Annotated in this window: 12 protein-coding genes; all 12 read left to right on the forward strand. The window is 60.3% G+C overall.

Features of this window, described 5'->3' with window-relative positions; translation table 11 throughout:
- Positions 1–595 precede the first annotated feature (595 nt).
- The 12 genes from ACZ5PP_RS13070 to ACZ5PP_RS13125 all read left to right on the forward strand — a co-directional run bounded on the left by ACZ5PP_RS13070 (position 596) and on the right by ACZ5PP_RS13125 (position 14,043).
- Entirely contained in the window at positions 596–922 is a 327-nt protein-coding gene (locus ACZ5PP_RS13070) for a hypothetical protein (RefSeq protein WP_464826128.1), read from the forward strand.
- 4 nt (positions 923–926) lie between these two features.
- On the forward strand, positions 927–1,523 hold the full coding sequence (locus tag ACZ5PP_RS13075) for an ImmA/IrrE family metallo-endopeptidase (RefSeq protein ID WP_464826129.1): 597 nt from the start codon (positions 927–929) through the stop codon (positions 1,521–1,523).
- A gap of 99 nt (positions 1,524–1,622) precedes the next feature.
- Positions 1,623–2,591, forward strand: coding sequence for an IS1595 family transposase (locus tag ACZ5PP_RS13080; RefSeq protein ID WP_464826130.1), 969 nt, complete (start codon positions 1,623–1,625; stop codon positions 2,589–2,591).
- 392 nt (positions 2,592–2,983) lie between these two features.
- On the forward strand, positions 2,984–3,136 hold the full coding sequence (locus ACZ5PP_RS13085; protein ID WP_464826131.1) for a hypothetical protein: 153 nt from the start codon (positions 2,984–2,986) through the stop codon (positions 3,134–3,136).
- Between the two features lie 5 nt (positions 3,137–3,141).
- Positions 3,142–3,465, forward strand: coding sequence for a hypothetical protein (locus tag ACZ5PP_RS13090; RefSeq protein WP_464826132.1), 324 nt, complete (start codon positions 3,142–3,144; stop codon positions 3,463–3,465).
- Positions 3,466–4,410: 945 nt separating this feature from the next.
- Positions 4,411–6,819, forward strand: a complete 2,409-nt coding sequence (locus ACZ5PP_RS13095; protein WP_464826133.1) for a tellurite resistance TerB family protein — start codon at positions 4,411–4,413, stop codon at positions 6,817–6,819.
- Positions 6,816–8,111 (forward strand): ATP-binding protein, encoded by a 1,296-nt coding sequence (locus tag ACZ5PP_RS13100; RefSeq protein WP_435750109.1) that lies wholly within the window; start codon positions 6,816–6,818, stop codon positions 8,109–8,111. The genes ACZ5PP_RS13095 and ACZ5PP_RS13100 overlap by 4 nt, the downstream gene beginning before the upstream one ends.
- Positions 8,080–10,311: a DEAD/DEAH box helicase gene (locus ACZ5PP_RS13105; RefSeq protein ID WP_464826134.1), complete on the forward strand. Its 2,232-nt coding sequence runs from the start codon at positions 8,080–8,082 to the stop codon at positions 10,309–10,311. Before ACZ5PP_RS13100 ends, ACZ5PP_RS13105 begins: the two co-directional genes overlap by 32 nt.
- Before the next feature lie 138 nt (positions 10,312–10,449).
- A complete protein-coding gene (locus tag ACZ5PP_RS13110) occupies positions 10,450–11,634 on the forward strand; it encodes an IS4 family transposase (protein ID WP_464827057.1) in 1,185 nt (394 codons plus the stop codon).
- Between the two features lie 257 nt (positions 11,635–11,891).
- Entirely contained in the window at positions 11,892–12,218 is a 327-nt protein-coding gene (locus tag ACZ5PP_RS13115; RefSeq protein WP_341648050.1) for a hypothetical protein, read from the forward strand.
- Positions 12,215–13,450 (forward strand): PfkB family carbohydrate kinase, encoded by a 1,236-nt coding sequence (locus ACZ5PP_RS13120; protein WP_464826135.1) that lies wholly within the window; start codon positions 12,215–12,217, stop codon positions 13,448–13,450. The genes ACZ5PP_RS13115 and ACZ5PP_RS13120 overlap by 4 nt, the downstream gene beginning before the upstream one ends.
- An 8-nt stretch (positions 13,451–13,458) precedes the next feature.
- A complete protein-coding gene (locus tag ACZ5PP_RS13125; protein ID WP_464826136.1) occupies positions 13,459–14,043 on the forward strand; it encodes a 7-cyano-7-deazaguanine synthase in 585 nt (194 codons plus the stop codon).
- Positions 14,044–14,303: the final 260 nt, after the last annotated feature.

Consider the following 14,303-nt stretch of genomic DNA (forward strand, 5'->3'; position numbering starts at 1 on the left):
TGCACACCGAAGAGGCTCTTGCAAAACTTATTCGGATGTGCTTGGTGCTAAGTGCGTCTAGAGCGAAAAAGATTATATACAGCTTGCTGTAATAGTCAAGACTTGACTTTGTCAAGAGGATCGCCTTACTCGGCGCGCATTGAGAGATGCGTCCATGCCTCACTACTTCAATCACCTGTCAGCAGTTCCTGCGCAGAACGTCTGTGCGGCCACTCAGTTCGCCCAAGCAGCTAGAACGGAAGCGGGGCACACCCAGCGCAGAACAGACCGTCCCCGGCCGTTCTTGCGGCTCCGGCGCATACACCACCGAGTGAACGCGCGAGTCATGTACCCGCTTTTGCCCCGGCTGCAGCGCGAGCGCAAGGCAAGCAGCGTGCGACGTCCACACTCGCCGATCCCGGTGCTCGAGAGCTGCCGGACGATGGCTCGACAAGCCTCGGGAAGGATACCCAGCGGGGACTTGACGGAAATTTTCTATTTAGCTAACGTATCAGCTATTCGGATAACAGTCCGTCGAGTCACATGCAGACCGTACGCTTGGATAGGAGGCCATATGAAACTCACACCCTTTGGAGAGGCTGCCAGGATCCTGCGAATGAAGTGCGACCTGCCCCTTAAGGCAATGGCGGAAGCGATGGAGATCAGTTCTGCTCACCTTAGCTCGATCGAATACGGCGAGAAGCGCCTAGCTGACAAACACATCAACGCGGCGCTGAAGTTTTTTTCCGACAAGGTCGATCAGGAGCAGCTGCGTGAACTACGCAACGCAGCTGAGCGCTCGAAGGACGTGATCAACACCTCCGACCTCGCTCCTGATGCACGAGGCCTGGTTGCCGCCTTCGCGCGCCGATTGCAGCAAGGCGCTGCGCCCACGCCGGAGATCGTGCGTTGGCTCAACGAGCAGAACGGCAAGGGAGATTGAGCCAGTGACGACGCTCTATGCCAATGGACGGCTCGACACCCCGTCTGGACTCAAGGTAGCTCCGCAGAGCTATGCCTCCCTTGAGCAGGTTGCGGCCGACCTGCAGAAGATTCTTCCCCTTGCCCGAGGCGAGCGATATCGACTCGATTGCTGGAAGGTCCTCGAACAGACATTACAGAAGGCGGGGCTCCAGCTCAAAGTGGTCGAACTAGAAGACCTCGACGAGTGCGCGGCATTCACGATCCCTGAAAGGGGCGTCGTGGTGTTTAGGGAGGACATCTACGAGATGGTGCTCAGTGAGCACGTCTTCGGGCGTAGCACGGTCATCCATGAGACGTCACATATCGTCTTGAAGCACGCCGTGACGCTGCATCGAGGCGCGAAGCTCGGGGAGCATCGTTTCTGCGAGGACTCGGAGTGGCAAGCGAAGGCTCTCACTGCCGCCACGATGATGCCTCTGGCTGCCTGCAAGAATGCCCGATCGCCCGAGGATCTGGCTGAGATGTGCGGAACAAGCGTTCAAGCCGCGTCGTATCGGCTGGGGCGTCTAACGAAAGATGGGCTCATCACCCGTCAGAAATCATTCTGGGAGGTCACGTGATACCTCTCATGGAAAAGAAAAGGCTCTGTCACCGGTAAGTATTGAACGACCGCCACATAAACTGTATATTTTTACAGTTTTCGAGTTTAGGAGGCGGAGATGAAGACGGTGGCGTTCGAACAGGTTTTGAAGCAGCTGGCCGGACTTTCTCATCGGCAGCGGAGTCGGCTTGCCGAGGCGTTGAAGCATGTTGGGCACGACACGCAGGCGGCCGAGCTTATCCAAACTCACTTTGAGTCAGCACCTCAGTGTCCACACTGCACGCATGAGCAGGTCCATCGGTACGGTCACGCCGATGGCCTTCAACGTTACCGCTGCTGCGCCTGCGCCAAGACCTTTAACGCGCTGACCGGCACGCCGCTGGCGCGGCTGCGGCACAAGCCCAAGTGGCTGTCGTTTGTGCAGCAGATCCTTGCTTCCCTGACCGTTCGCCAGGCGGCCCGCGAAACCGGTGTTCATCGCAACACCAGTTTCCGGTGGCGCCACCGCTTCCTCGCCTGGGTCAAGGACGACCGGCCTGGGCGTTTGCACGGCATCACCGAGGCCGACGAAACTTACTTTCTCGAATCCAACAAGGGCGCTCGCAACCTCCCGCGCCCCGCTCGCAAGCGAGGCGGAGCAGCGAGCAAGCGCGGCCTATCGAAGGAGCAGGTCTGCGTTCTCGTGGCCCGGGACCGTACCGGCCAAACGCTTGATTTCGTGACTGGCAAAGGGCCCGTCAGCAAGGCCCAGCTACGCAAATGCCTGCCACCCGTGCTCGACGAGGACGTTCTGCTCGTCAGCGATGCCAATGCCAGTTATCGCTACTTTGCCCAGGAAGCGGGCATCAGCCATGAGTCGGTCAATCTGTCGGCCGGCATGCGTGTCAAAGGCGCGTTTCATGTCCAGAACGTGAATGCCTACCACGGTCGGCTGCGCCAATGGATTGACCGCTTTCACGGCGTCGCCACCCACTACCTACCCAACTATCTCGGCTGGCGACGGGCAATCGACACTGGCCGGCTGAAAACCCCGCACGCCCTGCTCCTCGCGGCCGTCGGTGTATTTCCACAGGTAACGGTGACATAGCCAAAGAAAAAGCCCAAGAGGTGCGCCAACACCCCTGGGCTTTCTGGTGAGGCGAACGAGGGTCTGCCAAACCACCCTGATCCCAGCACCGCGTCTTACGGAAGATGCGGAAGTGTAGTGCTACACAAGGGATCTGGGCAAGCCAACACCCTCCAACCCTTCATAGGGGGGGCCTATCGTGGCTTACTCGCGCATGAAGGACGTCTTTGTTCGGGCGTACCGCCGCTACCGGTTCGGTCAGTGGGAAGAGGTCTGCCAGCACTGGCGTTCGCATCCTGGTCAGTTGAGTCTCTTCTGATCTGCACTAGGCCGGCGACTACACGGTAGCTGGCTATGGGGCGGAGAAATCCGCCCCAAACACTTCCAAAATTCATGTCTTCAAGGAGAAGATCATGGCAAAGAACGAAAAATCGTCCCGGGAACTCGCCTCTCTCGCCGGAAAGGTGCTGTCCCAAAGTTCATCCACGAAGGCCGCAAGAAGCCTCGCTGGGTCTGTCCTTACGCAGGCGCCGGACAGGCCGAAGTCGACACCGAAGAAGAAGTAAGCATCATGAAGAGGCCGCTCACTGAGCGGCCTCTTTTTTCCGTGCGCCCAGCATGGGCGCACTCCTGCGGGTGTAAATCCCGCCGTAAGTTGATCACAGCGAACGAACCGACGGCGGGCGGGTGGATCGCGATCCTCGACCGCACTGCTCAACGCGTGTTCAAACTGATCGCCAAGGACACCGCCCGGCTCATGGTATACGCGTCAAGCGATGCCTGCCTTTTCGCCTTTCACCGCAGCATCGCCGAGCTCGATGCCACGCCTGACAGTTTCTGCGAGCCGGACCTTTCGGCCCTTGTCGCGGCGGGCATCGCTCGATCGCCGCGGTAATCGACTGCGGCGACAGCAGTGGAGCGAGACTCACAACACAGGGATCTGGATCTCAAGGCACGATCCGACGCGCTCCTGCGCGCGGCGGGTTGTCGGGTAGATGGTCGTCTGGACCTCATCGTCAGCAGAAGGTCGGCCACGAGGGAGGTTTTGACTTTCCTTGTGATCGCGCTCGTATTCGGATTCGCTATCGACTTTGTGATCCGGCTCGATCCGCACGCCGCAGCACGCGTCTATGGTTGGAAAGCAATCCATCCGTGAAGGAGCAGGTGGGGAGATCGAGGGCTCACTCATTGTTAAAGTCTATTACTTCGGCGCTCGAGCGGGACGCGGAGGAGTCGATCGTGAATACTTCTTCGTGGTGCGAGGTTCCAAAGGGCGCGCCTAGATCCTTGATGCATGCCGAGGTCTTTCGAGGCGCCCTTAATGCTGAAGTCGTATCGGATCGATATGGCGTAGCTCTGGATCGGCTGCCTCAGCATCCGTCGTCGCCTTAGCCGGGGGCATCTCATGCCCGTACCTGGCGTACGGCACGGTCGGCGTTCAGGTCCCGGCTCAGCCAGCGCATGACCTATTGCGCTTCGAGAGGTCGATCTCGGCATCGTGCGGCCTGTAGCGGCGCTGCATGGCGGTTTCTATACCCGCGAGTTCTGCGCCGCACTCGATCTCCATCGTGGTCGCCAAGGGCAGTTAGACTTGGAAAAGGGCGTTGATCTGGGCTTCGAGCTTGAGGATCTTTGATCTGCCCAGTAGCCCAGTACGACGCCAGCTTCTACAGTCCCGGTTCGAAATGTCAGCAAGCAGCGTTCCGTGAGGAGCAACATCACGATGCGGGGGCCGAATCTCCACGCAGGTTGTTCGCCCGCTCCTACCGAAATACCATAGGACGCCGGTTTAGCCTGAGAGGTCGTCGGCACATCTGAAAAAGCCCGGGACATCGCGCGCATGGCAAAGAAATCGGGGTCGAGCCCGCTGCTCATCATGGCAGCCATCATCATCGGGGCGATCGCGTCCGTACCCAAGGACGTCTGGGTCTTCCTCTTCATCATTGGAGGTGTTGTGCTAGTCGCCTGGCTCGCCAAGAACCTATTCGGAGGCAAGGCCAAGGCGACCGCTGAGCCGCCGACGGCGCAGGCTGGAACCGCTCATCGGGCATCCGCGCCGGCACGGGCGACAGGAAGCCTCAAGACGGCACGCGGCGAGCCGGACGATGAGTTCGCTAACTTCCGCCTGGATGACGCTACGAACAGTGATGGGTACCGGGTTCCGGCATCACCCGTGGCTAGTAGCGGCCTGCGTTGGGTGCCGGCCGGCGAGAAAGTGAACGTTGCGGGCTTCGATGTACCCGGAGGCATGCTTTACATCGGAAGCAACCCTCACGATGACTACGGTCACACAGAGCCTTCTGCCATCAATCCAAAACTGCGCGTAACCGGCAGCCCCGTCGACTGGTCGGATCGCCTGACTGACTACTGGCCCTCTTACTCCTCAATCTCGCACGATGCTCGCCGTGCATACCTTCAGTGGCTGGTTGATGGCCGACGCGCCCCAGACGCGAACATCGGATACGTGTTCCTGTACTTCTACGGCCTGGAGCGCAGAGTCCTTGTCGACCTCGGCTCAGGTTCGAGTGAGCGTGGTGAGGTTGAAGTCATCAGGAACGAGGTGCGTCGCTTACTTGGCATCTATGGCGACAACAACTCCTTCCGCCGGTATGCGAGCCATTTCCTGGCCTTCATCGAGGCCGACAACTACCGTAGCCAACCCTTCACACCCGACCCACCCACAGTCAATTCGGCCCTCGAGCAAGGCTACGAGCTTCCCCTGAGCTTGAAGCTAGGGCTCGGGCACCTAGCGGTTGCACAGAAGCCCGTTCCGGCTTCATGGGCTTTGGCATGGGCGCTGAACGACCCCAACATCTACCGCCGCACTCCCGTATCGCGGTGTGAGGCCGAGTTCAAGGCTCTCTTCAACCGCAAATACGCCGAAGACTTCGGCGATGGATTCGTGCTCCGGCTCAATAAGACGAAGCTCCAGGTCACCTACCAACCCGCATCAGGTGCTCTCGGAAGGCAAGAGATGCGTCGAAATGTCGGCGACCTGCCAGACGTCACGGCGGTCAAGGGCCCCATCCAGAAGCTGCAGGCGTTGGTGGACGCTTGCACGACGTCCCTGGAGTCCTACAGCCGCTTCATCGGGCGAAATCCCGACAAGGCGCACGCCCTCGAAGGCTTGCTTCAATTACCGGTCGAGCTTTGGCCTGCCCCAGTGCGCGCTGAGCTGGATGACCTCAAGAGCCGCGTCGGCGATGGCATGCTCTTGATGGCGTTTGGAGAGTTGTCGGGCCGCCTCAAGAGCGCTGGAACACTGTCTCGAGACAAGGTGATTGGCCTGGCTCGTGCCCTTGAATCGCTGCACATCGGCATGGAGCCCGATGTCCTTGCCGGTAGTCGTACACCCAAGGCCGAGGACAAGGTTGCACTCTTCGCCACCCTGCCGGAGGACAGCGCCGCCCGGGCCGGACATGCGTATCGCGCGGCGGCGGTCACCCTCGATCTGGCCTGCATGGCCGTTCATGCAGATGGCGAGGCGTCAGCCCACGAACTGATGTCGCTGACCAAGCAAATCAATGCCTGGGCTCATTTGAGCGACACCCAACGGAAGCGACTCAAAGCACACCTGCGCTTGGGCATCGACCAACCCGCGACGCTGGCCAGCCTGAAGAAGAAGCTGGAGCCCTTGGCGGAAGACGCGCGCCGCTCAATCTGTCGGCTACTTGCGCATCTCACGCAAGCTGACGGTGTCGTGAGCCCCGCCGAAGTGAAGTTCCTTGAGCGCACCTACAGAACCTTGGCGCTGGACACCAAGCTCGTTTACTCGGACCTGCATGCGAGCCCCGCGCCAAACGTCGTCCCCAGCACATCCACCACGCAAGCCACACCTGTTGTGACCGCCATTGGTGGGACAGCGGGCTTTGCCCTGGATCCCGCTCGTATCGCGCAACTGGAAAAGGAAACCGCCGAGGTCTCGGAACTGCTCGCGAAGGTGTTTGTGGACGAAGAGCAGCAGGAGTCCGCCCCGCTTATGGAGTCGGCGCCAGATGAAGAGCCCGCGGCAGCTCCCGGAATTCTTGGTCTCGATGCAGACCATTCGGCCTTTGTTCGCATTCTTGTCTCAAGGACCTCCTGGCTCCGTGGCGAGCTCGCAGATGCTGCGTCTGACATGGAATTGATGCTCGATGGTGCGCTAGAGCACATCAACGAGGCCGTGCTGGACGCGCTCGATGCGCCCCTCACCGAAGGTGACGACCCGATTGAGATCAACAAGGAAGCCTTGGAGGCGCTCCCCATATGAGCACAATTCGCGCAAAGGACCGTGATGCGGTCATCCAATCGCTACGCGCGGGTGTCGTTCCGCGTGTCGGCCAGCATCTGATTCAAGTCGGGCGAGTGAAAGAGCTCGAGGCTCTTATGAAGGACGTGGAGCGCATCGCTGATGCAGGCTCCGGTTTCAGAGTTGTCATCGGTGAATACGGGTCGGGGAAGACGTTCTTCTTGAACCTGGTCCGCGCCATCGCGATGGAGAAAAAGCTCGTCACGATGCATGCGGACCTTAACCCCGACCGCCGACTCCATGCGACCGGCGGGCAAGCCCGCTCGCTCTACGCTGAGCTAGCCAAGAACCTTTCCACGAGAACAAAACCGGATGGGGGCGCCCTCCCTGGTATCGTCGAGAAATTCATCGCACAGGCCAAGTCCGAAGCGAAGACGAGCGGAAAACCCAGCGAAGCCATCGTGCGTGAGCGACTGGACCACCTGTCAGAGATGGTGAATGGCTACGACTTCGCCGAGGTCATCGCCGCATACTGCCGAGGCTTTGACCAAGGGAACGAGCAGCTCAAGTCAGATGCCATCCGCTGGCTCCGCGGGGAGTTTACGACCAAAACGGACGCCCGCGCTGCATTGGGCGTACGCACCATCATCGACGACGCCTCGATATACGACCAACTGAAACTGCTCGCCCGATTCATCCGGCTTGCAGGTTATAGCGGCCTGATGGTCTGCCTGGATGAGTTGGTGAACCTCTACAAACTCGCCAACACACAGGCGCGTAACGCCAACTACGAGCAGATTCTCCGCATCCTCAACGACTCGTTGCAGGGCTCTGCGGAGGGTCTCGGCATAGTGCTTGGAGGCACCCCCGAGTTCCTGATGGACACGCGTCGCGGCTTGTACAGCTACACGGCCCTGCAGTCCCGCCTGGCGGAAAACACCTTCGCCAAGGCCGGCATGGTGGACTATTCGGGGCCCGTTCTTCGGCTTGCGAGCCTTACGCCCGAGGACTTCTACGTGCTCCTCAACAAGCTGCGCCACGTCTATGCCGGCGGTGACACAGCCAAGTACCTGGTTCCGGACGAAGCGATCCCCGCCTTTATGGCGCACTGCGCTCAACGCCTTGGGGAGGCCTACTTCAGAACGCCGCGGACGACCATCACCGCCTTCATCAATCTCCTGGCCATCCTTGAGCAGAACCCCACCGCGGACTGGACGGAGCTCCTTGGGCACGTCGCCGTCGAGAAAGACACGGGCGGCGCCGCGGACACGGCGGTTGAGGATGACGACGAGCTCGCCAGCTTCAAGCTCTGACTCCCAAGCCTTCCAGCGGCTGGACGAGCGTATCCAGCGGTGGATCTGGAGCGAGGGATGGACCGCCTTGCGCGATGCGCAGGAGAAGGCGATTCCAGCCCTCATCGATGCCGACCGCGACGTCATCGTGGCCGCCGCTACCGCTGCGGGGAAGACCGAAGCTGCGTTCTTCCCCATCCTGACCCATATGCTCCGACACGAGCCGGACATCGGCTCGGTGCTCTACATCGGGCCGCTCAAGGCACTCATCAATGACCAGTGGAGTCGGCTGTCTGAGTTGTGTGAGTCATTGGACATCCCTGTTGTTGCCTGGCATGGCGACATAGCGGCTAGCAAGAAGCACAGGTTCGTCAAAGACTCCCGCGGCGTGCTCCTCATCACGCCAGAGTCTCTCGAGGCCCTGTTCGTGCGACGCGGCACCGCTATGCCTGGCCTGATGTCCCGCCTTCGATACGTCGTTATCGACGAGTTGCACGCTTTCATTGGCTCCGAGCGAGGCAAGCAGCTTCAATCGTTGCTTCACCGCCTTGAACGAACCGTTGGGCGACGGCTCCCTCTCGTGGGCCTGTCCGCGACTCTGGGGGATATGGGGCTTGCTGCCAGCTTCCTTCGGCCCGATGGAGCAAGTTCGGTTGAGTTGATTGTTGCCAAGAGCGGTGGGCAGGAGCTGAAGGTGCTCATCAAGGGCTACGTGGAGAAGCCACCGCGGGTAGAGGAAGCGCCAGACATCGAAGCCCCCGATATGGAGGATCTTGTCAAAGGAAGCACGCTGGAGGTGGCCGAACAGCTTTATAAGGCCCTGCGTGGCTCCAACAACCTTGTTTTTCCGAATAGCCGCAGGCAGGTCGAGATCTACGCCGACTTGCTAAGGCGGGCCTGCGAGCGAAATAACGTCCCCAACGAATTCTGGCCGCATCACGGCAGCCTATCGAAGGAGTTTCGCGAGGAAGCCGAACGGGCACTGAAGGACGGGACGAAACCAGCGACCGCCATCTGCACGACCACGCTCGAACTTGGCATCGACATCGGTTCAGTAAAGAGCGTCTGCCAGATTGGTCCACCGCCGTCCGTAGCGAGTCTGCGCCAACGACTCGGCCGTTCGGGGCGCCGCAAAGGCGAACCAGCCATACTGCGTGGTTACTGTATCGAACCTGAGCTGAATCCGAAATCTGGCCTATCTGATTGCCTCCGCGAGGGCTTGGTCCAATCAATAGCGATGGTCCGCCTGCTCATCAGAGGATGGTTCGAACCACCAAGGGTCGACGGGCTGCACGCGTCGACCCTTGTTCAACAGCTTCTGTCAGTCCTTGCAGAACGCGGAGGCGCCACGGCGGCAGAGCTGTGGGCAAGCTTAGTCAAGGACGGCGCGTTCTCAAACATCACCCGCGATGACTTCGTCCTGCTGCTACGTCACTTGGGGGACAAGCAGCTGCTTATCCAAGACAGTTCGGGCCTCTTGTTGCACGGTGAACTCGGCGAGAAGCTGGTAAACCTCTACGAGTTCTATGCTGCCTTCGCCTCTGACGAGGAGTTTCGCATCGTCTGCGACGGACGGCTGCTGGGTTCGCTCCCCGTTTCCCATCCCCTGATACCCAGCCAACGCATCATCTTTGGCGGCAGACGCTGGCGTGTCATCGATGTGGAGTCGGAGAAGAAGATCATCGTCGTAGCGCCGGACAAGGGCGGAGCGCCTCCCGCATTCGATGGTGGCGCCGGCATGGTGCATGACGTCGTGCGACAGGAAATGCGCCAGGTCCTGATGGAAGCGGACCCGGTGCCATTCCTGGATGCCGGTGCTGCAGCACTATTGAATGAGGCTCGCGAGTTCTACCAACTCGCCGACCTCAGCAACAACTGGCTGTTCACCAAGGGCAATGACGCGGTGCTGCTAACTTGGCGGGGCGATTGGGTGAACGATGGCCTTGCCATGCTCCTTGCCCATGTTGGGCTGTCCGCGACCAACGAGGGGCTTGCATTGACCGTGTCGGGTATATCGTCCGACCGGCTATCGGACGCACTAGCGGATATTGCCGAGTTGCCTGCACCAGACCCGATACAGGTTCTCGCGGAGGCGAAGAACCTTCTCCGCGAGAAATGGGACTGGGCGTTGCCCGAACCACTTTTGCGGAGGTCCTTTGCTTCGCTGCACTTAGACCTTGTTGGCGCACAAGCCCTCGCACAGCAATGCTCTCAACTTTAGCTTATAGCCCTTGTGAACCCTATGGGAAACGGGTAAAATGGCGTTCGTTAAGTCATTGATAAATAGACAATATGAACTCGAATACTCGACCACGAGTCGCTGCTGTCCGAGTTCGCTGACTTTCTGCTCGACCCCGCGCTGGCCGAGCAGGTACGTCTTCGGCCTGGGGCCTTCACCCGCGATCGCAAGCTCACCCTGCCGCGCCTGGCGGCCATGATGATCTCGGGCAAGCGCGCGAGCGTTCAAGCCGAACTCGACGCCTTTTTCGGTCGCCTGCATGCGGTGCCCGGGCGGATCCGCGAGGTCAGCGCACAGGCCTTCAGCAAGGCCCGCCAGGGGTTTTCGGGCCGGCTGTTCGAATTGGCCAGTGCGCACCTGCTGCACCTGGCGCGCCCGCACATAGAGGCGGCACGCTGGAATGGCCGCCGCGTGGTGGCGGCTGATGCGTCGCGCCTGCGTGTGTCGACACGCAAGACGGCCGCACTGACGGCGGACCACTACGCGTTTGCCTTGTTTCTGCCGGGCACCGAACTCACGCTGCACGCCAGTCTGCATCCGGCCGACGGCTCGGAGCGGCAGATGCTGTTCGAGGCGCTCGACGCACTCGATCCGGCGCAGGATCTGCTCGTGCTCGACCGAGGTTACGTCGGCAACACCATGGCAGCGACGCTGGCGCAACACGGCATGGCCTTCTGTCTGCGCGTCGATGCCAGCGGCTGGCGTTGCGTCGCCGACTTCCGACGCTCGAACGAGGCCGAGCGCGTGGTCACACTGTCGCCGCCCACCGCACGCGATGCCAGCACGTTCGATCTGGCCCGCACCGCCACCACCGTGCGCCTGATCCGCAACATCGCTCCGAACGGCCAGATCCGCGTCCTGATGACCAACCTGCTCGATGCCCAGTCGTATCCGGCCGCGCAGTTCAGCGCGCTCTATCACCAGCGCTGGCGCGTCGAGGAGGCCTTCAAGCGCATCAAGCATCGTCTGCGCCTCGAGGCCACGACGGGGTTGAACTACCTCGCCCTGCAGCAGGACTTCGCCGCCAAGATCCTGGCCGACAACCTGTGCGCACTGCTCAGCGGCAGCGGCACTGACGACGCCATCCAGACCGGCTCCCGCCCGAATCGCACCTACGCATTCGGCGCACTCAAGCCCATCCTCGCCGGGTGCCTGCTCGGCATCGCTCAGGCATGGGCGGCATTGCCCGATACCCTGGCCGCCATGGGCCGCAGTCGATGCCGCATCCAGCCAGGCAGAAGCTACCCACGACCGCCCCGAAGCAAGCCACATTTGCATATGTCCTATAAGGGAGCGTTAAGTTGAGAGCATTGCCTCGCACAGGCCTTAAGGAGCCCCTGATCAATCGATGTTCTGAGCACGCTTGTCCAAGTCAGCCATTTAAACCGACTCCGATGATCGTCGTTTGCGCTCCTTGCTTCATGGTGGCAGCGCGATCTATGTCCTCAGTATTCTTGCCGGCTCTGAATAGTTCAGAGCCTCCCGAATTGCTATTGACATGAAAATATCTCCGTCGCATCCTCTCGGTTCAGCGTCTTAGCAAACAGCGTAAGGAGTCTCCAATGTCTGGTTCCAGCGGCAGTTCTGGCGGTATCGGTTTCTCGAGCGGGGCGAGTAGCTGCGACTCCTTGGTGATCACGACGCAGCTAAATTCTCCGAAGCCCGCAGTGGTGGAGAGAATTGCCGTCGGCGATGAGCTGGATGTGAGGACGATGCAGATGGGGAGCACCACGACAGTCGTTGCGATGCTCAATAATGAGCTGGCGGGCGGTATTGCGTCGCCAGACGTTCAAAAACTTCGAGAGTGCATCGCTGACGGCACGCACTACGTTGCAACGGTGATCGGGAAGAGTGACGGCCAAGTGACTGTCCGGGTAAGCGCACGATGAGTGGCGAAGATGGCACTGGCGCCGACATCGCCGTCGTAGGGGGCGTGTACCGGGAGCGTTGCATGCGCCCAGCCTGGCGCGAGATTTACGGATCGGCGGGCAGGGCGGCCTCTGCAATGGCATCGATGGGGGCGTCGGTGTCGCTGCACTCGTATCTTGATCCGGCAGCTGCCGAGGTGCTTGCTTCGAGGGGTGCATTCGAAGGATTTCACGTCGCCAGAAACGAATCAGTTCAAGAAATCGCCTTCGACTACGACCATGGCCTTGCAACGCCGAGAATTCTGGGGCGAGGAGCGGTTGAGGCGCCCTTACGGGTGTCCGCTTCACGAGTGCTTCGTTTTGGAATGATGGACGGAGATGCAGTCGTTCATGGCCAAAAGGTGGTCTACGACCCCCAAGATGCTTACGCCCCTGAAGCCTTTCACGCAAATGGCTCGACGGCTGACGAACTCGCGCTTGTGCTGAACCAGCATGAGGCTGCCTTGTTAACAGGGGCAAGGGACGCTTCCGTAGAGGCGATGGCCGGCGAACTCATGCAACAGCAGCGTGCAGCCGTCGTGGTGATCAAACGCGGTGCAATGGGTGCCTTGGTCCGTGATCAACACGGCGTGGCGACCGTTCCTGCCTACCAGTCGCAGAAGGTTTGGAAGATTGGCTCCGGAGATAACTTCGCGGCTCACTTTGCTTATCGGTGGCTGCACGAAGGACGAAGCGCTGCAGAAAGCGCGGACCTTGCTTCGCGTGCGACTGCCTATTACTGCCAGACCCGTGGGTTTGCGACCCCTGAGGCGCTGGCGTCCTTCGCTCTGAGCCCGATCGTTCCATCCGAGGCGTTTCTTCAGGGCCAGCGCCCGAAGGTTTATCTGGCAGGTCCGTTTTTCAGTCTGGCTCAGCTATGGCTGATCGAGCAGGCCAGAAGCGACCTGTTGGCCGCAGGGTTGAAGGTGTTCTCGCCTTACCATGACGTCGGACACGGAAGCGCCGAGGATGTCGTTCCCCTTGATCTCGAGGGGATCAACGATGCCGATTTGATCTTCGCAGTCGGCGATGGAATGGATCCAGGAACGGTCTATGAGATCGGTTACGCGCGGGCGAAAGGCAAGCCTGTCGTCGTCTACTGTGAGAACGAGTCCGACGAGAACAAGAAAATGATGGGCGGCTCGGACTGCCTGCTCTGCGATGACTACGTGAGTTCGATCTATCAGGCGCTCTGGACGGCTTGCAGGCTATGAGATCAGCCTTGCTCCTGTCGGGCGGCATGGACTCGCTCTCGATCGCCTGGTGGAAAAGGCCCGAGATCGGGATAACGATCGACTATGGCCAGTTGGCTGCCCAAGCCGAAATCACCGCGTCGCAGTTGATCTGTAGACGACTGGGGATTGAGCACCATGTCGTGCGGATCGACTGCCGTTCGCTGGGTTCCGGCGACATGGCAGGCGCTGATGCCGACTGCCATGCCCCAGCAAGTGATTGGTGGCCGTACCGGAACCAGATTCTGATTACGTTCGCAGCAGCGAGATCGCTGTCACTCGGCGTGGGGAGGCTCATGATCGGCACGGTCAAATCGGACTCAGCCCACCGCGACGGCACCTCGGACTTTGTCGACGCGATGAACGCTCTGGTTGGGCTGCAGGAAGGAGGTATACGGGTCGAAGCGCCAGCCATCCACCTCGCCACCGTGGAACTCGTTCGCGAAGCGGGTGTGCCCCGTGAACTCCTCGCTTGGGCACATAGTTGCCATAAGGCGAATGTTGCTTGTGCCAATTGCCGTGGCTGCAACAAGTACTTCGAGGTACTCAATGAGCTTGATGGACGGCTGGGTTGATCTGGGAAGTCCCCGACCGCGAGAGACTCCACAGCGCTACGCGCCCTTGACGTGGCCGCTAGGAGCCCGTATCGCCCTGCCCGTCCCTGTGTTTCCCTCTGGATCGAGTCGTTCATGTCCAGAGCTATTGCTACAGAGGCGCACAAAGCGCGTGTTCTCGCGACTAAGCTTGGAGATGTTGAGCAAGCTGACCTGGCTGTTGCCGGCTCCCTGATTCCGCACAAATCTGGCGTCGTTAAACGGCGTCGTCGAGTGGGCGC

This window comes from Thauera sp. DNT-1 (assembly GCF_055393985.1).